Source organism: Streptomyces mirabilis, assembly GCF_039503195.1.
GTDB lineage: Bacteria > Actinomycetota > Actinomycetes > Streptomycetales > Streptomycetaceae > Streptomyces > Streptomyces mirabilis_D.
This window is the reverse complement of record NZ_JBCJKP010000001.1, coordinates 10,214,529-10,235,962: the sequence shown is the minus strand read 5'-3', so window position 1 is coordinate 10,235,962 and position 21,434 is coordinate 10,214,529. Positions and strand designations below refer to the sequence as shown.

16 protein-coding genes are annotated in these 21,434 nt (G+C 71.9%); 6 read left to right on the top strand and 10 right to left on the bottom strand.

Going from position 1 to position 21,434, the window contains the following annotated elements; translation table 11 throughout:
* Positions 1–3: 3 nt before the first annotated feature.
* The 4 genes from AAFF41_RS46525 to AAFF41_RS46510 all read right to left on the bottom strand — a co-directional run bounded on the left by AAFF41_RS46525 (position 4) and on the right by AAFF41_RS46510 (position 3,663).
* Positions 4–885, bottom strand: coding sequence for a universal stress protein (locus AAFF41_RS46525; RefSeq protein WP_319754043.1), 882 nt, complete (start codon positions 883–885; stop codon positions 4–6).
* Between the two features lie 5 nt (positions 886–890).
* A complete protein-coding gene (locus AAFF41_RS46520; RefSeq protein ID WP_319754044.1) occupies positions 891–1,913 on the bottom strand; it encodes a zinc-dependent alcohol dehydrogenase in 1,023 nt (340 codons plus the stop codon).
* 68 nt (positions 1,914–1,981) lie between these two features.
* Positions 1,982–2,863, bottom strand: coding sequence for a universal stress protein (locus tag AAFF41_RS46515; protein WP_319754045.1), 882 nt, complete (start codon positions 2,861–2,863; stop codon positions 1,982–1,984).
* Positions 2,864–3,033: 170 nt separating this feature from the next.
* Positions 3,034–3,663, bottom strand: a complete 630-nt coding sequence (locus AAFF41_RS46510) for a hypothetical protein (RefSeq protein WP_054232066.1) — start codon at positions 3,661–3,663, stop codon at positions 3,034–3,036.
* A gap of 330 nt (positions 3,664–3,993) precedes the next feature.
* On the opposite strand from AAFF41_RS46510, the gene AAFF41_RS46505 reads away from it, so the two are divergent.
* Positions 3,994–6,324 carry a heavy metal translocating P-type ATPase gene (locus AAFF41_RS46505; protein WP_343325968.1) on the top strand — a complete coding sequence of 777 codons (2,331 nt, stop codon included), beginning with the start codon at positions 3,994–3,996 and terminating at the stop codon, positions 6,322–6,324.
* On the opposite strand, the gene AAFF41_RS46500 is transcribed toward AAFF41_RS46505, so the two are convergent.
* Positions 6,303–8,042, bottom strand: a complete 1,740-nt coding sequence (locus AAFF41_RS46500) for a SulP family inorganic anion transporter (RefSeq protein WP_319754047.1) — start codon at positions 8,040–8,042, stop codon at positions 6,303–6,305. The two genes, AAFF41_RS46505 and AAFF41_RS46500, sit on opposite strands and share 22 nt — an antisense overlap.
* A 701-nt stretch (positions 8,043–8,743) precedes the next feature.
* Here AAFF41_RS46500 and AAFF41_RS46495 point away from each other — a divergent pair.
* The 4 genes from AAFF41_RS46495 (at position 8,744) to AAFF41_RS46480 (ending at position 15,699) form a co-directional block, all read left to right on the top strand.
* Positions 8,744–9,751 carry an Acg family FMN-binding oxidoreductase gene (locus AAFF41_RS46495; protein ID WP_319754048.1) on the top strand — a complete coding sequence of 336 codons (1,008 nt, stop codon included), beginning with the start codon at positions 8,744–8,746 and terminating at the stop codon, positions 9,749–9,751.
* Between the two features lie 125 nt (positions 9,752–9,876).
* On the top strand, positions 9,877–10,578 hold the full coding sequence (locus AAFF41_RS46490; protein ID WP_319754057.1) for a CBS domain-containing protein: 702 nt from the start codon (positions 9,877–9,879) through the stop codon (positions 10,576–10,578).
* Positions 10,579–10,778: 200 nt separating this feature from the next.
* Positions 10,779–13,223 (top strand): SpoIIE family protein phosphatase, encoded by a 2,445-nt coding sequence (locus tag AAFF41_RS46485; protein ID WP_319754049.1) that lies wholly within the window; start codon positions 10,779–10,781, stop codon positions 13,221–13,223.
* 304 nt (positions 13,224–13,527) lie between these two features.
* Positions 13,528–15,699, top strand: a complete 2,172-nt coding sequence (locus tag AAFF41_RS46480) for a SpoIIE family protein phosphatase (protein ID WP_425526210.1) — start codon at positions 13,528–13,530, stop codon at positions 15,697–15,699.
* 64 nt (positions 15,700–15,763) lie between these two features.
* Here the strand turns inward: AAFF41_RS46480 and AAFF41_RS46475 are convergent, their stop codons facing one another.
* The 5 genes from AAFF41_RS46475 to AAFF41_RS46455 form a co-directional block, all read right to left on the bottom strand.
* Complete coding sequence (locus AAFF41_RS46475) at positions 15,764–16,231, bottom strand: SHOCT domain-containing protein (protein ID WP_319754052.1); 468 nt, start codon at positions 16,229–16,231, stop codon at positions 15,764–15,766.
* Positions 16,232–16,343: 112 nt separating this feature from the next.
* Positions 16,344–17,006: an HdeD family acid-resistance protein gene (locus AAFF41_RS46470; RefSeq protein ID WP_319754053.1), complete on the bottom strand. Its 663-nt coding sequence runs from the start codon at positions 17,004–17,006 to the stop codon at positions 16,344–16,346.
* Between the two features lie 167 nt (positions 17,007–17,173).
* Entirely contained in the window at positions 17,174–17,371 is a 198-nt protein-coding gene (locus AAFF41_RS46465; RefSeq protein WP_060897349.1) for a hypothetical protein, read from the bottom strand.
* A gap of 17 nt (positions 17,372–17,388) precedes the next feature.
* Entirely contained in the window at positions 17,389–17,907 is a 519-nt protein-coding gene (locus AAFF41_RS46460) for a hypothetical protein (RefSeq protein WP_343325967.1), read from the bottom strand.
* Positions 17,908–18,124: 217 nt separating this feature from the next.
* On the bottom strand, positions 18,125–20,797 hold the full coding sequence (locus AAFF41_RS46455; RefSeq protein WP_343325966.1) for a helix-turn-helix transcriptional regulator: 2,673 nt from the start codon (positions 20,795–20,797) through the stop codon (positions 18,125–18,127).
* Positions 20,798–21,080: 283 nt separating this feature from the next.
* Between AAFF41_RS46455 and AAFF41_RS46450 the strand changes: the two genes are divergently transcribed.
* The gene (locus AAFF41_RS46450) at positions 21,081–21,428 is read left to right on the top strand and encodes a hypothetical protein (RefSeq protein WP_060894959.1); all 348 of its coding nucleotides are present in this window, start codon (positions 21,081–21,083) and stop codon (positions 21,426–21,428) included.
* Positions 21,429–21,434: the final 6 nt, after the last annotated feature.

The window sequence follows — 21,434 nt, the reverse complement described above, 5'->3', positions numbered from 1 at the left end:
CGCTCATCCCCGTTGCGGCACGACGGCGACCGGGCAGGCGGAGTGGTGCAGGAGCGTGTGGGCGACCCGGCCGAGCTGGAGTCCGGCGAGTCCGTGGTGGCGCCGGACTCCGACGACCAGCAGGTCGGCGTCGTCCGAGGCGTCCAGCAGGATCCGGCGGGCGCTGCCCTCGGCGGTTCTGCGGCGCAGGGCCACAGCGGGATGCTCGGCCGCGGCCTTGCTCAGGGCCGAGTCCAGGATCTCCGCCGCCCGCTGCTCGTGCAAGCGGGCCGGTTCGCCCGCGAGCAGGGGGTGGTCGGTGCTCTCGTACGTCGGGCAACGCCAGGCCCGTACGGCGTCCAGGGCGGCCTTGCGGGTCTCGGCCTCCTCGAAGGCGAACCGTGTGACCTCCGCGGCGTGCGGGCCCTCCCCGACTCCGAGGACCACGCGCCGGTGCGTCCCGGCCCTTGCCTGGTTGTCCTGGTTGCCACGCAGCACGATCACCGGGCACGCGGCGCGGCCGGCGACCGTGACGCTGACCGAGCCGAGCAGGAGTTCGGCGAGGCCGCTGCGGCCGCGCGACCCGACGACCAGCGCGGTGGCGGTGTGCGCCTCGTTCAGCAGCACGCTCGCCGCGTCGTCGGGCAGGACGTCAGTGGTGACCTTCACCTCGGGGGCCCGGCCGTGGGCCCGTCGCGCGGCGGCCTCGACGACGTCGTCGGCCATCACCTGCTCCGAGGGCCTGCCGACGCCCTCGGCGAGCGCGGCGCCCTCGTAGCGCTCCCACAGCGAGGCGTACACCAGGCGCAGCGGTACGCCGCGCAGGGCGGCCTCGTCCGTCGCCCAGTCCACGGCGCGCAGGCTGGGCTCCGAGCCGTCGACGCCCACGACCAGGGGCAGCTCCACCGCGCTCACCGTCCTTCACCGAAGTCGAAGACGATCCGGGCCTTGACCTGACCGTGCAGCACCGCGTCGATGGACTCGTTGACGGAGACGAGGGGCCGGGACTCACGGATGACCCGGGTGCGGCCGGCCGCGTGCAGCTCGAAGACCTCGGCGAGGTCCTGCCGGGTACCCACGATCGAGCCGATCACCGACGTGCCGTTCAGTACGGTGTCGAAGATCGGGACCTTGATGGCGCCGTGCGCGGGCAGTGCCACCATCACGAGCTTCCCGCCGCGCCGGAGTCCTCCGTACACCGCGGCGAACGCGGCCTCGTTCACCGCGAGCGCGATCGCCGCGTGCGCGCCGCCGAACCGCTTGAGCACCTCGGCCGGGTCGTGCGTGCGGGCGTCGATGACGAAGTCGGCGCCGAGTTCCGAGGCGAGTTCGAGTTTCTCGTCGGTGACGTCGATCGCCGCCACCGTCGCCCCGGCGATCTTCGCGTACTGGACCGCCAGATGGCCCAGTCCGCCGACGCCCGAGATGGCGACCAGCTGGGCGGGGCCGACACCGGCGACCTTGAGCGCCTTGTACGTCGTGACCCCGGCGCAGGTGAGCGGGGCGGCGTCGAGCGGGGAGATCCCGTCGGGCACCGGCTGGGCGAAGTCGGCCCGGGCGAGCATCTTCTCGGCGTAGCCGCCGTCGCACCCGTATCCGGTGTTGACCTGCTGCTCGCAGAGCGTCTCCCAGCCGGACAGGCAGTGCTCGCACCGTCCGCAGGCCGAGCCGAGCCAGGGCACCGCGACGCGCTGGCCGAGCGTGAGGTGCGTGACGCCGTCGCCGAGCGCCTCGACGAGCCCCACGCCCTCGTGGCCGGGGACGAAGGGCGGGTTCGGCTTCACCGGCCAGTCGCCGTGCGCGGCGTGGATGTCGGTGTGGCACAGCCCGGAGGCCTCCACCCGGATGCGGACCTGGCCGGGGCCGGGCTCGGGGTCGGGACGCTCCTCTATGACCAGGGGTTCACCGAACGCTCGTACGACTGCCGCTTTCATGGGGGTCTCTCCTCGGATGGTGACGCGTCTGGTGGTGAGTCGTGCCGGGTGATCAGTTGTGCCGGGCGTCAGTCGTGCGGGACCACGGCGACGGGGGCGGTGGCGTGGTGCAGTACGGCGTGGGTGACGGGCCCTATGTGGGCGCCGAGCGGGGAACGGCGGATACGGCGGCCGACGACGACCAGGGAGGCCTCTGCGGAGGCGTCCACGAGGTGGTCGGCCGCCTTCCCGGAGAGGGAGTCCTCGACGACGTCCACCGTCGGGAACTTCTGCCGCCACGGCCGCAGCACCTCGCTCACGGCGGCGGCCTCCTCAGCGCCGAGCCGGGCGTTCAGTTCCAGGTCCGGGGGCAGGCCGTACGCGATGTAGGGCGGCTCGTTCCAGCCGTGGACGACGCGCAGGGAGGCGCCGTGCAGGACGGCCGCCTCGAAGGCGAAGCCGATCAGGGTGTCGTCAGGAGCCCTGGTGTCGAGGCCGAGTACGACGGGCCGGGAGGGCGGGAGGGTGGAGTCGGTGCCCGAGGTGTCTCCTTCGGCCCGTACGAGGACGACCGGACACTCGGCGTGCGCCACCACGGCCAGGCCGACGGAGCCGACCATGAATCCACCCACGCCGCTCAGGCCACGGGATCCGAGCACCAGCGGTTCGGCGTCCTTCGCGGCGTCGGTCAGTACCTCGGCCGGCCGGCCGGTGACCTGCTTGATGAGCACGTCGACCTCCGGGTGGGCCGCCCGCAGTTCCTCGGCCGCTTCACGCGGTATCCGCTCGCTCCAGTGCTGGTGGGTCTCGGGGCCGAGCAGCGGGGCCTGGGCGATCGGCTCCGGTACCGGCTCCCAGACGTTGACCAGCTTCAACGGCAGTCCGCGCAGCTTCGCCTCACGGGCCGCCCAGTCGGCGGCGGCACGACTCTCGGGCGAGCCGTCGAGACCTACGGTGACGGTGCGGGGCATGTGCTCTCCACCTCCTGAACCGGGACCGCGAGGACCCGGTTCCAGCGTCGTGTCGTGGGGGTTCGCGGTGCAGGGGCCGCAGGTCCCCGGAAGGGGCCGATCGGCCCTATGGATCCGCGGGGCGGGCGTGGGAGGGCGGCCCTTTCCGGGTGCCGCCCTCCCTTCCGCGGTCAGCGCAGCCAGCCGTGGTCACGGACGACCGGCAGCTTGGCCCAGAGCTTGCCGACGCCCAGGGTGTCGCCGGCGGCGGCCAGTGCCAGCGCGATGAGGACGACGGCGTAGACGAGGTGGTAGTCCGCGAACGGGTTGGTGGACATGCTCGCCGTTCCGTCGGACAGGTGCTTGGCGGGCGGCCACTCGGCGACCCACATCAGCGCCATCATCGCGGTGCCCGCCACCGCGGCCAGCCGCAGCGCGATCCCGCCGATCAGGGCGAGCCCGATGCCGAGCAGTCCGGCCATGAACAGCCAGTCCGCCCAGGTGTCGCCCGCCCAGGAGTGGAAGGTGGACTCCATCGGCCCTGCGGCGACGCCGCTGAGGAAGCCCTTGGTCGGCGAGCCGCCGTCGATCCAGCCCTTGCCGGAGGGGGTGGCGTAGCCGAACCCGAAGGTCTTGTCGAGGAAGGCCCACAGGAAGACGAATCCGGTGAGCAGACGCAGCGAGGCGAAGGAGTAGGCCCGCAGGGTGTGCGTGTCGGTGCTCGCCGACACGGCGGACTCAGAGGTGGACGCGGCCCGGTTCCTGCGGAAGGACGGCAGGTGGAACCCCGGGCTCCGGTGAGGGTGCTCGTGCACGGCCATGGTGGTGATCCCTTCGGGGAATCGGAGAGTGTCGAACCAGTGCCCGACAGCGACCACTCTGGTGGCGCGGGACGGGCGGCACCGGGTGCCGAAGGGCCGCGACCGGGGGGCCGAACGGCCCTGCCTGCGGGGGCTGTCGGGCTTGCCGTACGGGATCTCGGCGGCACTGGGCGCGCAAGCGCCCCGGGCAGTCGCCCCACGTCGTGGCTCACCTGTCCGCACGGTCGCGCGGACGGGGGCCGTTCGTCCCCTGCCGAACGCGCGGTCTCAGCGGTGTGATGGAGAGGGAGGGCATCAGCAATCACCCGCCGCGAGATTCGAGGGCACACCATGGACCGGCGCATCCCGTGGGAACTGTTCCGCCGCCCCGCCACCCTGCTCTCCGGCCGACGCTTCGAACCACTGCTGCTGGCGGCCACCGCCGGCGCCCTGACCGCCGGTGGCATCGCCTGGCTCGCCGGTGCGCCCGACATCGCCGACCTGTGCTGGGGTCTGGGCACCGTGATCGCTGTCGTGCCCGCCGTCATCTGGGTACTGGCCGCGCTGCACCGGGGACACGCTGGCGTGGATCTCATCGCGGTCCTGGCACTCGGCGGGACCCTGGCGGTGCGGGAGTACCTGGCCGGGGCACTGATCGCGCTCATGCTGGCCTCCGGACGGACTCTGGAGGCCGCGGCTCAGCGGCGTGCCTCGCACGATCTGCGCGCGCTGCTGGAACATGCGCCGCGCTCCGCCCGCGTCCGGACCCTCGACGTGGTCAGGGAGGTGTCTCTCGCCGAGGTCGCGGTCGGTGACCTGGTGGTCGTCGGTCCGGGCGAGGTGGTCCCGGTCGACGGTCGGGTCGTCGGCGCCACGGCCGTGCTCGACGAGTCGGTGCTCACCGGGGAGTCCCAGCAGGTCGAGCGTGCCGACGGCGAGCGGGTGCGCAGCGGTGTGGTCAACGCGGGCGGCGCGTTCGAGTTGCGGGCCACCGCCACCGAGCAGGACAGCACCTATGCGGAGATCGTCCGGCTGGCGCAGCAGGCCGGTGCCGAGTCCGCGCCCGTGGTCCGGCTCGCGGACCGGTACGCCGCCTGGTTCCTGCCGCTGTCGGTGGCTGTGGCGGGCCTGGCCTGGTGGGTCAGCGGTTCCGCGGTGCGGGCCGTCGCGGTCCTGGTGGTCGCCACCCCGTGCCCACTGCTGCTCGCCGCGCCCGTGGCGATCGTCTCCGGCCTGTCCCGGGCCTCCCGCTACGGCGTGGTCGTCCGCGACGGCGGCGCCCTGGAGAGCCTCGGCCGGGCCCACACCCTGCTGTTGGACAAGACCGGCACCCTGACGTCCGGCCGCCCACGGGTGCTCGACGTCGTCGCCGCACCGGGCCGGGAGCCGACGGAGGTCCTGCGGCTGACGGCCTCGCTCGATCAGCTCTCACCGCACGTCCTGGCTCATGCCCTGGTCGACGCCGCTCAGGCGCGGGGTCTGGAACTCTCCATGCCCGTGGACGTCACCGAGGAGCCCGGCCTGGGCGCCACCGGCACCGTCGAGGGACACCACCTCGCCGTCGGCCGCCACGGCGTCGGCGCGGGGGACCCGACATGGGCACGCGCCGTCGACAACCGTGCCGTGCTCGACGGCGCGGCCGTCGCCTGGCTGACCGCCGACGGCCGCCTCGCCGGCGCCGTACTGCTGCGCGACCCACTGCGCCCCGACGCTCCCCGGACCCTGCGCCGACTGCGCGCGGCGGGCATCCGACGGCTGGTGATGCTCACCGGCGACCGCACGGAACCCGCCCACGAAGTGGCCGTGGTGCTCGGCCTCGACGCCGTCCACGCCCACCTCACCCCCGCCGCCAAGGTCGCGGCCGTGCGCGCCGAACGCGCCCGCGCCGTGACCGTCATGGTCGGTGACGGCGTCAATGACGCTCCCGCCCTCGCCGCCGCGGACGTCGGCGTCGCCATGGGGGCCCGCGGCTCCAGCGCCTCCGCCCAAGCCGCGGACATCGTGCTGACCACCGATCGGGTGGAGCGCCTCGCCGACGCCGTCACCATCGCCGTACGGGCCCGGCGCATCGCGGTGCAGAGCGCGCTCGGCGGCATGCTGATGTCGCTCGCCGCGATGGCCGTGGCCGCCTTCGGCATGCTGCCGCCGGCCCCTGGTGCCCTGCTCCAGGAGGGCATCGACGTCGCTGTCATCCTCAACGCACTGCGCGCCCTGCGCGCCGGCCGGAAGAGCCGGCCTGCCCTGGAGCCCACCACCGAGGCCCTCATCCACCGCTTCGCCGCCGAGCACGACGACCTGCAGGAGGTCCTCGAAGCCGTGCGCGGCGCCGCCGACCAGCTCTCGAACACTCCAGGGCCCGCGGCCCTCGCATCGGTACGCGAGGTGCACCGCCTGCTCACCGAGCAGCTGCTGCCCCACGAGTACGCCGAAGAGCATCAGCTCTACCCGGCCCTCGCCTCCTCGCTCGGAGGCCCCGAGACCACCGCCACCATGAGCCGCGCCCACGCAGAGATCGAGCGCCTCGCCGGACGCATAGCCACGCACCTCGCGCTCAGCGGGACCGCCGACGCACCGCGCCCCGAACAACTCGACGACCTGCGTGCCTGTCTGTACGGCCTGCACAGCGTGCTGCGCCTGCACTTCACGCAGGAGGAGGAGAACTACTTCTCCCTCGCCCCGTGACGGCCGCCGCGTCGGAGCCACTCCCGGTACGCGGCCCGGGCCGTGGGCAGGGTCGGGAAGATCCGGTCGGTGCCGATGGCCTCGGTCAGCCCGAAGGCGTCGAGGTCGTCGCGCAGGTCCTGCTTGAGGCGGGCGAGCGCGAAGACGATGTGACGCTGTTCGAGTTCCTGACGCAGGGCGTCGACCGCGTCGAGCGCGGTGATGTCCACCTCGACGATGGCCTCGGTGTTGAGGACGAACCAGTCGACAGCACCTTCGTGTCGGTCGACCGCCGCCAGCGCCCGCCGCTTGAAGTCCTCGGCATTGGCGAAGAACAGGGGTGAGTCGTAGCGGTAGACAAGCAGTCCGGGGACCGTGCGGGCCTGCGGATAGTCGTCCACGTCGTGCATCCCGGCCAGGCCCGGCACCAGACCCTCGACCGCGTCGTGCGGGCGGGCCACCCGGGTGAGCAGCTCCGCGACGGACAGCCCGACCGCCACGAGCACGCCGTACAGGATGTCCAGGGTCAGCACGCCGACCAGACAACCCAAGGCCAGTAGCAACTCCCGGCGCCGGAAGGCGGCCAGCCGCCGGAACCCGGCCAGATCCATCATGCGGACCCCGGCATAGACGACCAGGGCGCCCAGCACGGTCGACGGCGTGTGCGCGAGGAGCGGGCTGAGGAACAGCAGCACGGCGAGGACCGCCGCGGCCGCGACGAGCGAGTGGGCCTGGCTGCGGCCCCCTGCCGAGTGCGCGAGCGCGGTACGACTGGCGCTGCTGCTCACCGGGAAGCCGTGCAGCACGCCCGCGCCCAGGTTCGCGGCCCCCAGAGCCGACAGTTCCTGGTTGGGGTCGAGTTCGTCGCCGCGAGACGCGAAGGCGCGCGCGGTGAGGATGACGTCGGTGTACCCGACCAGGAGCACGCCGATCGCCGGCAGTACCAGTTGCGGCAGGTCGCCCGGCGTCGGCAGGCCAGGGCGGGGCAGCCCGGCCGGTACCGCGCCGATGACGGCGATGCCGTGGTCCTCCAGGCCGAAGGCCGCGACGGCCGCCGTGCCGAGCACCAGGGCCAGCAAAGGGCCCGGGATACGGGGGAAGAACCGCGCGACCGCGAAGAGGAAGGCGATCGCCGCCGCGGAGAAGATCACCGTGGCGGGATGGGCCTGTCCCAGGTTCCTCACGAAGGAGAGCAGCTGAGGAAAGAACTCGGATCCCGAGGTGCGGACACCGGTCAGTTTGGGGAGCTGGTCGACGATGATGATGAGCGCCACGCCCGTCAGGTAGCCGACCAGGATCGGCCGTGACAAAAGGTCGGCGAGGAAGCCCAGTCGCGCCACCCACGCCACCAGGAACATCGCCCCGACCACGACCGCGAGCCCGGCGGCGAGCCCGGCGTACCGGTCCGGGGCGCCCGCGGCGAGTGGCCCCACCACGGTGGCGGTCATCAGTGCGGTGGTCGACTCGGGCCCGACGGACAGCAGTCGTGACGAACCCAGCAGGGAATACAGCAGCAGGGCGGGAAGGATCGCCCACAACCCCGCGACCGGCGGCAGTCCCGCGAGGCCCGCATAGGCCATGACCTGCGGAACGAGATAGGCCGCGACGGTCACACCGGCGAGCAGGTCGCCGCGCAGCCACGAACGGTGGTAGCCGGCCAGTACGGCGAGTCCTGGAGCCACCCGCCGCACGAGACCGCGTCGGTCTTCCCCGGCGGCAGCACCCGGGCGCTCGGACATGGGGCTCCCTTCGTCACCCCCCTCAGCATCGCCCCACGGGCGTCCCGCCGCGAGGGCCGACCGGCCCTCGCGGCGGGACGCCCGTGGGCGGGAGGACTCGGAGGGGGCCAGGAGGGCGGGTGACGGGTGCCGGGCCGACCCCGGGCAGTGGTGTGCGCGGTCCTGAGAGTCTCCCGACCGCACACGGTGAACCGGTGTTCAGACGTGATGCACGGGGATCGTCCCGCTGCCAGTCTTCGTCTCCGGCACCGGAACGCTGACGGTACGGACACCGCCCCAGTACCCCGCAATAGCCTCGGCGGCCTTCGCCCCGGCCCGCGGCACATCCGTCCGTGAGGTGCCGCGCGATACGAATGCCGTGCAGCCCCGGAATCGGGTGCACGGCGGGAAGTCCGGCTTCGACCCGGCCCAACAGATCGGGCACCGGCAGCCGCCCGATGATCCCGCTCATTTCTTCCTCCCTCGCTTGTCGGCCGCTTCCAGCGTGGCGCAGCCGGACCCGACCGCGGCTGGACCGACCGGGCACCCCACCGGGACGCCAACCTCCGGTCCGCAGAGGATCACCCGGCACCGCTGCCCGATGCCGGTACCCACACAGCCTCAGGTTGGGGCCGGACGGCCCCTTCGCCCCGCTCCGCCGACGGCAGCAGGCTCAGAACATCGCAAGCCCCGCAGCTCGCCTCGTCCGGGAGGAGGCCCTCATGTCCGGCACGTATCTGGACTCGTCGGCGTTGGAGAAGCTGATCGCTGCGGCTGTCGCCGCGCCCTCGATGCACAACACGCAGCCCTGGCGCTTCCGCCTCGACACCGAATCGACCACCGTGGAGATCCACGCCGCCGTCGGGCGGGGGCTTCCGCACGAGGATCCGCACGGCCGGGCCCTGCACATCGCCGCCGGCGCGGCCCTGTTCAACCTGCGGGTCGCGGTGAGCCACTTCGGTTGGAAGCCGGTCACTCGGCTGCTCCCTGATCCCCGCCACCCAGATCTGCTCGCCTCGGTGCACATCACTGGGCGCACCAGCACCCGCACGCTCCACGGCGACGACCTGTACGAGGCCATCTGGCACCGGCACAGCAGCCGCTTCCCCTTCGGCGTTCAGCCCGTTCCCGTGTCCGTTCGCCACGAACTCGCCGAAGCCGCCCGGGCCGAAGGCGCCACGCTCGCCGTCACCGGCCCGCGTGAGACGGCGCGGCTGCTGCGGATCACCACCGAAGCGGAGCGCCGCAACCACGCCGACCCGGCACGCAGCGCCGAAAGCCGCCGCTGGTCGAGCCGCGACGGGGCCGAAGACACGGGCATCCCCTCCGCGGCACTGGGGCCGCAGGACACCTTCGAGCAGCTTCCCATGCGTGATTTCAGCGCACGGCGATCCCTGGACCGACTGCCGGCCCGGCCCTTCGAACGGACACCCGCGCTCGCGTCGCTCCGCACCGGCCACGACCGGCGCGCCGACTGGCTCCGGGCCGGACAGGCGCTCGAATACGTCCTGCTCGTCGCCACGGCCCACGGTCTACGCACCTCCCTCCTCCACCAGGCTCTGGAGTGGACCGACCTCCGCGACGACCTGCGCCCCGAGACATCCCCCTTCGACCATGTACAGATGCTCATCCGCTTCGGCTACGGCCCGGAAGGGCCTCCCACGCCCCGTCGCGCACCGCGGCTCTTCCTCGAACTCGACGGCGCCGTCCCTCAGGGAGACAGGTACTGACCGAGGACGAATTCGCCTCTCCCCGGGCCGGTCGGCCGTGGCCGGGGCCGACCGGCCCATGGGGGCGACGGCCGAGAACACCGCACAGTGGAGGGGGAACGCACGTGACGAAGGAGGCGGAAGTCATGCGGCACCGGATGGTGAGCGATCTGATGACCACTTCGGTCGTACGAGTGCGGGAGGACACCGGGTTCAAGGACATCGCCAAACTGCTGGCCGAGTACGACATCACGGCGATACCCGTCGTGGACGCCGACGACCGGCCCGTGGGCGTGGTGTCCGAGGCGGATCTGCTGCGCAAGGAGGCGGGTCAGCTGGACCCCGCAGGACTGCTGCCGGTCCTGCACCCGCGCCCCGCCGACCGGACCAAGCAGGAGGCGACCACCGCCCGAGGGCTCATGAACAGCCCGGCCATCACGGCCCGGCCGCAGTGGACGGTGGTGGAGGCCGCGCAGGTGATGGAGCGCCACCGCGTCAAGCGGCTGCCGGTGGTGGACGAAGCGGACCGGCTGGTCGGGCTGATCAGCCGCGCCGACCTGCTGCGCGTGTTCCTGCGCGGTGACAGTGCCATTCGCGAGGAGATCTCCGGGGACGTGCTGGTCCGCACCCTGGGCATCGCGCCCGACTCGGTGACCGTGCGGGTCGTGGACGGCCGGGTCTCCTTGGCGGGAAGCGTCGAACGGAAATCCCTCATCCCGGTCGCCGTGCGGATGTGCCAAGGCGTGGACGGAGTCGTGGACGTCACCGAACAGCTGAGCCACCGGACGGACGACACCTCCGAAGGCCTGTACGCCGAGTCACCGCGCCACACCCAACTGTCGCCTTGACCGGCGCGGCGCGGCAGCACCTCCGAGCCTTCCGGCGCGCGGGGGACTGGACGCCGACCTGCGTGTGCACTCAAGGAGAGATACAAGTGGGGGAAGGAACCGACGCGACGGGATGCGACGTTCCGCCGACCTGCGGCCTCTCTGCTTCGTCTCCCCAGAACCCGAGAGTTCCCGGGGGACAGGATGGGCGATGATGGGACATGGAGAATGCCGGCCCCCTGGGAAACGGCCTCGGTCAGCTTCCGGACCCGGTCACCTCGGCCACGGCGGTCGTCGACGCGCGGGGGACCGTGACGGGGTGGAGTATCGGCGCGCAGCGGTTGCTCGGATACCCGTACCAGGACGTCGTAGGGCGTCCCGCGGCGCGTCTGTTCGGCCGCGCCGCCGACGCCCCGGTGGACTTCTCCGCGCTACTTGAGGGACGCGGCGGGACGACCCCGCTGCGGCACCGCGACGGCCATCTCACGGAAGCCGAGCTGCGGGCGTACCCGTCACTCGACCGTGAGGGCAACCCGCAATGGCTCATCGTGGCCACGCCGCCGCGCCGGCCGCGTACGGGTCAGAAGCCACACCCGGCCAAGGACGAGGCGACGGCGGAGGAAGCCTTCGCCCAGAGCCACCTTCCTGTGATGATCTACGACTCCGATTTGCGGGCCCTGCGGGGCAGCGCCGGCGCGATTCGCCAACTGGGGCTCACGGAGCGGCAGATGCGCGGTCGGCGTGTCACCGACATCCTGCCGCCCCATATCTGCACCACGGTCGAAGAGGGGATGCGCCGGGTGTTCAAGACGGGGGAACCGGAGCTCTTTCACGTACACGGCCCACCCCGGCCCGGAGCCCACGGAAGGTACTGGGCCATCACCGTGTCCCCCGTCAGGAACCCCGCAGGTGAGGTGCGACACGTACAGGTCGTCGCGCTCGACGACACCGAGCAGCACCGGGCCCGGGAACGGCTTGCCCTGCTGAACGACGTCAGCGCACAGGTGGGCAGCACGCTCGACGTGACGCGTACCGCTCAGGAGATGGCCGACGTCGCGGTGGGCCGGCTCGCCGACTTCATCAGTATCGACCTGCTGGACTCGCTGTTCCGCGGTATCGAGCCCAGGCCCCTGGTCGAGGGCTCCATCGGTCTGCGCCGCGCCGCGCAGCAGTCCGTCCTTCCCGGCGTCCCCGAGTCGTTGATCCAGACGGGAGATGTCGACTACTACCCGGATTCCTCGCCGCCCGCCAACTGCCTTCTGACAGGGCATTCCTCGCTGCACAGCACCCTGGACGAAGCCGTCGAGAGCTGGCGGACCGCCGACCCCGAGCGCGCGGTGAAGGTCCGCGCCTTCGGAATGCACTCGCTCATGGTCGTCCCACTGCGCGCCCGCGGCATCACGCTCGGGGTGGCCGTACTCGTCCGCCACCAGCGCCAGGACCCCTTCAACGATGACGATCTGCTTCTCGCGGAGGAGATCGCCGCACGCGCCGCCGTGGCCGTGGACAACGCCCGCCGGTACACCCTGGAGCGGACCACCGCCCTGGCTCTGCAACGAAGTCTGCTTCCGCAGCGGCTCGCCGCCCAGGAGGCCGTGGAGGTGGCGCATCGCTACCTGCCGGCTCGCTCCCGGGCCGGGCTGGGCGGCGACTGGTTCGACGTGATTCCCCTGTCGGGGGCCCGGGTCGCCCTGGTCGTCGGAGACGTGGTCGGCCACGGTCTGCACGCCTCCGCCACCATGGGCCGCCTGCGGACCGCGGTACGCACCCTGGCGGACGTCGACCTGCCTCCCGAGGAGCTCCTCGTCCATCTGGACGACCTGGTCACCCATCTCAGGGCGGAGGAGAGCATGGGCACGGGGGACCCGGAGCTCGACAACATCACCGATGTCATCGCCACCTGTCTGTACCTGGTCTACGACCCGGTCGCGCGCCGCTGCACCGCCGCCGGGGCGGGCCATCCCCCACCCGCCGTGGTCACGCCCGACGGCACGGCGGAGTTCGTCGACCTGCCGGTCGGCCCCCCGCTCGGAGTGGGCGGGCTGCCTTTCGAAGCCGTCGAATGGGAGGTGCCCCGTGGCAGTCTGCTCGCGCTGTACACGGACGGTCTCGTCGAGGTCCCCGAACACGACCTCGGCAAGGGCATGGCCCTGCTGCGCCGGCGCCTGGAGCGGCCCGCTCACTCGCTGGAGGCCCTCTGCGACGACCTGGTCCAGACCCTGCTCCCCGCGCAGCCGTCGGACGACGTCGCCCTGCTCGTCGCCCGCACTCGCACCCTCGACTCGGGCCGGGTCGCCACCTGGGACCTGCCTGCCGACCCGGCCGCCGTGGCGGGCGCGCGCGGCGAGGTCTCCCGTCGCCTGGCGAAGTGGGGACTGCAGGAGGTCTCCTTCACCGCAGAGTTGGTGGTGAGCGAGCTGGTCACCAACGCGATCCGCTACGGCGGCCCTCCCATTCAGCTACGCCTGATCCAGGACACCGTGCTGATCTGCGAGGTCTCCGACGGCAGCAGTACCGCCCCGCACATGCGGCGGGCCCGCACCTTCGACGAGGGCGGGCGCGGGTTGTTGCTCGTGGCCCAGTTCGCCGAGCGTTGGGGCACGCGCCACCTGCCCGGAGGGAAGTCCATCTGGGCGGAGATCGACATCCAGCACGAGCGCACGTAGCGGCGACCGAACATGTCCGCAGACGGACGAAGCCCGCGCTCACCGCAGACACGATCGACCGCGGTGCGGCCAGAATGAGACATGCCCGAGTGATCGTGACCCAAGTGCGCTGAGATGGCCCGAAGGACCTCGTGTGGAGGGTCTGTGGGGGGCGAACGTGGGAGAAACGATCAATTCGGCTGCGGTCGCACCGGACCCGGCGTCCGGCTGCACGGCGTCGACATCGTGTGCCAGGGAGTGCGGTGGCCGTTCGGGAGGCGCCGAGGACAGGTTTCGGGGGCTCCTGGAAGCGGCGCCCGACGCCATGATCATCGTGGACGACACCGGGACGATCACACTCGTCAACGCCCAGACGGAAGCGCTCTTCGGCTACGGCCGCGAGGAACTCCTCGGCCGAACGGTGGACTTGCTCGTACCCGACCGCTTCCGAACCCACCACTCACTGCACCGCTCCGCCTACGCCGCAAACCGTCAGGTGCGCCCCATGGGCGCCGGACTCGAACTCCACGGTCTCCGCAAGGACGGCACCGAGTTCCCCGTCGAGATCAGCCTCAGCCCCCTGGAGACCACCGACGGCCTCCTCGTCTCCGCCGCCGTCCGCGACGTCAGCGACCGCAAAGCAGCCGAGGACCGGTTCCGGGGATTGCTGGAGGCGGCGCCGGACGCCATGGTGATCGTGGACGACACCGGAACGATCAGACTCGTCAACGCCCAGACGGAAGCACTCTTCGGCTACGGCCGCGAGGAACTCCTCGGCCGAACAGTGGACTTGCTCGTACCCGACCGCTTCCGAACCCACCACACCACGCACCGGACCGGATACACCAACAACCGCCAGGTGCGCCCCATGGGCGCCGGACTCGAACTCCACGGCCTGCGCAAGGACGGCACCGAGTTCCCCGTCGAGATCAGCCTCAGCCCCCTGGAGACCACCGACGGCCTCCTCGTCTCCGCCGCCGTCCGCGACGTCAGCGACCGCAAGGCAGCCGAGGAACGCATCAACGAGCTGGCCGCCCTCGTCGAGTCCTCCCAGGACGCGATCCTCGCCAAGACCCTCGAGGGGCACATCACCTACTGGAACGCCGCCGCCCAGCGCCTCTACGGGTACACACGCGCCCAGGTCATGGGCCGCCACGTGTCCCTGCTGGCCCCGCCCGACCACGGCCCCGAGATCGACCTCCTGATGGACCGGTTGCGCAACGGGGAGAGGGTCGAGCACTTCGAGACACTGCGGGTCACCCGTCACGGCGACCTCCTCGACGTCGACATCACCCTGTGGCCGACCCGTTCCCCCGACGGCGAGGTCATCGGCGCCTGTGCCATCGTCCGCGACATCAGCGATCGCAAGCGGGCCGAAGCCGAGCTTACCGTCCTGTACGAACAACAGCGGCACATCGCCCTGACCCTGCAGCGCAGTCTGATGGGCACCCCGCCCGCCATCCCAGGGCTCACGACCGCCAGCCGCTACCGGCCCGCCACCCAGGGGGCCGGGGTGGGCGGCGACTGGTTCGACCTGGTCCCGCTGGGCGCCGGCCGCGTCGGCATCCTGATCGGCGACGTGATGGGACGCGGGCTGGAAGCCGCCGCCGTCATGGGCCAGTTGCGTTCCGCCGCACACGCCCTGGCCAAGACCGGTATGCAGCCCCGCCAGCTCATGCAGGCCCTCGACGCGGCCGTCACCGACCTCGACGTCCCGGACCAACTGGTCACCTGCTGCTACCTGGTGATCGCGGCCGACGCGGGTGCGGTGACGATCTGCTCCGCCGGACATCTGCCCACCCTGGTGGCCACCCCGGGCGAGGGCGCCCGTGCGCTGCCCGCGCCTGTCAACGCGCCCCTCGGCGTGGGTGATGTCCTCTACCAGCAGTGCAGCGCGGTCATCCCGCCCGGCGCCACCCTGGTGCTCTACACCGACGGACTGATCGAAACCCCCGGCAGCGACATCGAGGACCAGCTCTCCCAGCTCACCAGCACGCTGAGCGACCTGTTCACCACCGCCCCCGACCTGGAAGTGGCCGCCGACCACGTCCTGACCACCTTGCTGCCCGACGCCGAGGGCCACAACGACGATGTCACCCTGCTGCTGACTCGGCTGCCCGACGCACCGCTCGCCGCCGTCTCCCTCGACCTCCCGGCGGTCCCCGACTCGGTCCCCGAGGGCCGAGCCTTCCTCAGCAAGGCCCTCACCTCGTGGGGCTGCACCACCAAGGCCGACGACGCGCGGCTGCTGCTCTCAGAAGTCCTCACCAACGCCGTTCAGCACGCCCAGGGCCCCATCGGACTGCACGTGTGCCGGACGGACTTGGACCTGACGGTCGAAGTTGGCGACCACAGCCCGCAGTTGCCCCAACCCCGCTTCGCGGCCGAGGACGACGAATCCGGGCGCGGACTGATCCTCGTCCGCGCGCTCGCCGACGACTGGGGCGTACGACCCACCGACGACGGCAAGACCACCTGGTTCACCCTCCACCTGTGAGCGATCCCGCCGTCATCGTGCTACCTGGTGACATCGTGCTGCCCGGCGTCGCCTCGTCCGGCGCTCACTGGCCGGAGGCGGCGGTGCCCGAGCCGCTGGACGGGCCGCTGGACGGGCCTTGACCGCTGAGGACGAGTTCCTTCGCCCTGCGGAACTCCTCGTCCGTGATATCGCCACGGGCGCGGATCTCGGACAGCTTGGCGAGTTCGTCGACGCTGCTGGTTCCGGTGCCGGCCGCCTGCCGGATGTAGGAGTCGAAGGCCTCCTGCTGCGCGCGGGCCTGATTCACCTCTCGGCGACCCATGTTCTTGCCGCGGGCGATCACGTAGACGAGGACGCCCAGGAAGGGCAGGAGGATGACGAACAGGAGCCAGCCGGCCTTGGCCCAACCACCCAGTTCGTCGTCACGGAAGATGTCGATGATGATCCGGAACAGCAGGATGAACCACATGATCCACAGGAAGAACCAGAGCATGCTCCAGAAGACGCTCAGCAGCGGGTAGTCGTAGGCGAGGTACATCTGTGTGCTCATGTCGCTCCTCCATCCCGGGCGTTCGCCCGGCGGTCGTCCCTCCGGATTCAGCATGCGCACGGCAAGGTTCGTCCGGCCTCACCCTGGAGGGGTGAACGTCCGCCGCGGAGTCTCAGGTCGACTGGGCCGAGCCGTACGGGTCCGCGGCACGTGCGCGGCGCAGTGCGGCCCGCCAGGCGAAGGCGAGGACGAGTTCGATCACGCCGAGCAGGACGAGCCACAGGCCGAGCAGCCGGGTCAGGGCGCGGGCGGACTCGGTGGGCAGGGCGAGCACCACGACGCCCGCGACGATGCCGAGCGCCGCGGCGCAGAAGACGACGCCACGGTGCGGGAGGGCCTTCATGGCGATGGCCGTGTAGGCGGTCAGCATGCCGGACGCGAGCCAGACGACGCCGACGATCAGCGAGAGCGCGGCGATGGTCTGCAGCGGGTTCCTCAGGCACAGCACCCCGGCCAGGACGAACAGTATCGAGAGCAGGAGCCCGGGAATCCGCTCGCCGTGCTCCTCGCGGCCGAAGACCGCCACGAAGCGGAACCCTCCGGTCACGACCAGATACAGACCGATGAGTACCGCCAGGATGTGCAGGGTCTCGTCCGGCCACACCAGCACCAGGACGCCCGGCACCAGCGTCGTGATCGCCGAACCCAGGATCCAGGTCCATGAGCGGCCTAGTCCCGCCAGCAGTTCCTCGGGGTCGGCAGGTGGCGGGGAGGCCGCCTCTTCGGGCCTGGGCCCGGGCTCGGTACGTGGCGCCGGACCACGCGATTCGGTCATGGCTCCTCCTCACGCGGTCGAGTCCTGACGCGGTCGAACGGATCGTCGCCGGACCGCCGACGGGACGGTGTGCGGGGACTTCACCGGGTCAGCGTCTCGCGCGCCGCCCGCTGCCGGGTCACCCCCGGCGGGTGATCGTCCCGGCACCCGGGACGACGCACGCCGGGTCACTCCGGCAGCCGGCGCATCTCTATGACGTGCAGCCCCAGCGACTGGCAGCGGGCCAGCAGCCCGTACAGGTGCGCCTCGTCGACAACGGGGCCGAACAGGACGGTCTGACCGGACATCACCACGTGATCCATCTCCGGAAACGCCTTGGTCAGCGTCTCCGTCATGTGCCCCTCGACACGGATCTCGTAGCGCATGGCCTCGGAACGACCTTTCAATGCGTCAGGACGAGCTTGAACGAGATGATCAGCAGACCGAGCAGCAGATTGATCGAGGCCGTGACGGCCGTGAGGCACCAGGAGGCGCCCGCGTGGCGTGCCGCTGCCGCCGACCAGCCCACCTGCCCGGCCACGGCGACGGCGAGCGCCAGCCAGAAGGTGCCTTGGAGGTCGAGGCCCAGGAGCGGGCTGACGGCCACGGCCACGGTCGGTGGCACGGCGGCCTTGACGATCGGCCACTCCGCACGGCACACCTCGACGACGGTCCTCCGGTCCAGGGCCTGCCGGGCCAGCCGCGCCCCGAACAGCTGGGCGTGCACGTGCGCGATCCAGAACGCCACTCCGGTGCCCAACAGCAACACCGCCAGCTCCAGGTGGGGGAAGGAGCCCAGCGTGCCGGTGCCGATCACCACCGACGCGGCGAGCATGGACCCGTAGACACCACCGGTGTAGTCGGCCTGCGCCCGGTGGTCGGCGTCGGCCGCTGAGGGTACGGCGGGTTCGGTCCGGGGCATCAAGGCCTTCTCTCCGGTTCGGCGCACCGGAACGAGGGACATCGGCCGCATCGCCGGATTCGGGATGCTCCGGGCGCCCCGCCCGGTCGGGAGGTGCGTGGTGCCGCCACTCACCGCCCGGTCGGGAGGTGCGTGGTGCCGGCCACTCCCATCGCATCCGAACGGCTCGTCCCGCGCCTCACCCGTGACGGGCGAGGGTGGTCACCGGGTTGCGGGTTCACAGCAGCCGCAGCTCGCGCGCCCGCCGCACCGCTTCGTTGCGCCGGTTCACCGCCAGCTTCCGGTAGACGCTCTTGAGGTGGGTCTTGACCGTGTTCACCGACACGCAGAGGTCGGCCGCGATCTCCTCCGTCGACATCATCTGGGCCAGTCGCCGCAGAACGTCGCGTTCGCGTTCGCTCAGCTCCTGCACGACGAGCGGTGCGGGCGTTTCGAGCCGGGGCGCGTCGCCGGTCGTCAACCAGCCCGCGGCCAGTGGCTGCAGAGGCGCCGTGCCCAGGAGACGTCGGATCCACGGACCGGCCTCGAGGAAAGGCCGCCGCAGCCGCTCGCGCCGGGCCTCCAGGAGCGCCTGGCCCACGAGCTTGCGCGCGGCGGCGGAGTCACCCGCCTCCAGTGCGGCCTGCGCCCGGGTCAGCGTGGCCCGCACGGTCACCGCGGGACCGACCGGACCCTCGGCGCGCAGCCGGTCGAGCAGGTCGAGCGCGGCGGCGGGGCGGCCCGCCGCCAGCTGGGCCCGCGCGGCCTCCACCGCACAGGCCGGCTGGCCGTCCGGCACCTGTCGCAGTACCTCGGCAGCCGCGTCCGGCCGGTCCTCGGCCAGGTGGGCGGCGGAGGCGACCAGGGCGGCTTGAGCCTGCGCCCAGGGTGATGCCACGTCCGTGGAGACCGTCGGGTCCACCGCCGCCAGGGCGGCTCGGGTCTTGCCCCGGGCCAGCAGCAGACGGGCCGTCACGAGGGACCGGCCCGTGGCGGGCACCGGGTCCCGTCTCGACAGGCGCGAGCCGACCGCCTCGTCGAGGAGGGCTTGGGCGTGATCAAGTTCGTTCCGGTCGACGGCCACCGCGGCCAGGACCATCCGCCCGATGTCCGGGCCGGACGACCCGCACAGACCGAAGCGCTCCGAGTCGGTCGTCGCCGCCAGTGCCTTGCGCTCCGCCCTGCCGTGCCAGCCGTTCAGGTAGTCGATCAGCGCCAGGTGCCCCAAGGACTCCTCTCGCACAAGCGCCGTCGAAGCCCCGCCGGGACAGCCCGCCGCCGCGGACAGCGCGGCGCGGGCGTCCTCGAACCGCCCTACCCACAGGCGCGTCGAGCCCAGATGGGTCAGCAGCAGAGCCATGAGTTCGGGATGCTGCCCCAAGAGGTGGGCGGGAACCGCCTGTCTCAGTTCCTCGGCCGCCTCCGCGGCCCTCTCCGCCTGGAGCGGGGACCCGGCCAGACGGGCCGCCAGGGCCTCAAGGAGCGCACAGCTCAGCCATGCCGCCGCCGGGTCGGGCACGTCGGTGGCCGCGTCGGACACGTCCGCGGCCAGGCTCGCCCCGGCGTGGTGCAGACGGGCCAGACCGCGGTCGAGGTCGCCCTGGGACAGGTCCCGGGCCGCTCGGACGACGTCCGTCGCGGGGCTCGTGGCCTCGGGTCCCATCCGGGAGAACAGCTCGGCCAGCTCGTCACGGCGCAGACCGGTGAAGAGCTGTCCGATCGCCAGGCCGTCGACGAAGGCGCCGGCGGTGAACTCCCAGTCGCCCGCGGCGGCGCCGTGGGCGATCGTCTCCGGGAGGAATCCGGAGCGCAGCAGCCACCGGGCGGCCCGCCGGTGGAGTTCGGGCTCCAGTCCAGGACAGCGCTCCCGCAGATGCGCCCGGAGGATCTCCCCGAACAGCGGGTGGAGCCGGTACCACGAGCGGCCGAGGTCCTCGACGAACGCGTTCTCGCGGTGCAGCTCGGCCAGAATGGGCTCGGCGTCGGTACGCCGCGTCAGCGCGTTGGCCAGATCGGGGCAGAGCCGCTCCAGGATGCTGACCCGCAGCAGGAGGTCCTGGGTCTCGGCGGTTCGCCGCTTGAGCACCTCGGCCAGGAGATAGTCGGCGACCGTACTCCGCCCAGCCTCGAATTCCTTCAAATATCTCTCCGGATCCGGGCTCTCCCGGGCGGCCAGGGCGCACAGCCGCAGGCCCGCCGCCCATCCGCCGGTGCGGTCCACGAGCGCCCCCACCGCGTGCACAGGCAGGCGCAGGCCGTGCAGCTCCAGGAGTAAGACCGCCTCCTCGGGTGTGAAGGCCAGCTCCGCGTTCCGGATCTCCGTCAGGTCACCGGCCGCCCGGTAACGGTGCACCGGCAGCAGCGGCTCGGTGCGGGTGACGAGGACGAGGCGCATTCCCGGTCCGGCGTGGTGCAGGACGAATTCGAGCTGCTCCGCGATCTCCGGCGCGGTCACGCGGTCGTACTCGTCGAGCACGACGATCGCCGGCCGGTCGCGTCCGCTCAGCTCGGCGGCGAGCCGTGCCAGCAGTGTGCGGTCCACCCGGCTCGCGTCGGCGGGACAGCGAATGTCGCCGGGGAGCGGTACGCCCGAGGACCGCAGGGCCTGGAGCACGTACGCCCAGAACATCCCGGGCTGCTGGTCCGCCGTGTCGGCGGTGAACCAGGCGACCGGCTGCGCCAGTCCAGTGACCCACTCGGCGACCAGCAGTGTCTTCCCCGCCCCGGCCGCTCCGTTGACCACCGTCAACGGGGTCAGCAGCGCCTGGTCCAGGTGTTCGACCAGTCGTTCACGCCGTAGGAAGGTGACGGGCCTCGCCGGCGGGGCGAACCGCGTGCGCAGAAACGGGTCCCCCATGGGATCGACCCACGCGACGGTCGACCCCTGGCCGCTCTCCTCGATCCCAGCCATGGTGCTCGCCATTATCCCGTCGGATCACGGGCGGCGCTCTCCTCACTCCTGTCCCGGCCGTCCCACTCGAGCAGTGGCCCGAGCGCACAGCACCGTCACGGCTGGGCCGCCCCGGTTCCCTTCTCCCTCTCAACCGCTGCCCATCCCCCGGACCGCGCCCTGTCGACATCACGTTGACAGCGCCGGTTGCCCGGCGTTGACTGACAGCACGGTGCGGAGCGCGGCCCCGCCCAGGGCGACGAAGCCGACGCGGCCGGTACGACGTACAGGAAAGTGGCACTCGATGATGTACGACCAGTCACGCGCCCAGCAGCCCCCGGACAAACAGCCCGGTTCGTCCGGGCGTCGTACGCCGGGCCCCGAGCCGCTGATCCCGTCGGACGAACGGGACAAGCTCGCCCAGCGCCTCCAACACGCCCTCAACACCTTCGCCGACAGCCCACGTGAGGCGTTGGAAGAGGCCGAGACCGCATTCGACGAGGTCACCGCCCAGCTCATGAGCACCCTCGCGGAACGGCGGCGCCTTCTCCACGCGACCTGGCAGGACCAGGACCCCGGGACAGAGCCGGAAGAGCTCCGGCACGCGCTGAGGCAGTATCGGGAGATCACACAGCGCATGCTGCGCATGTAGACACTC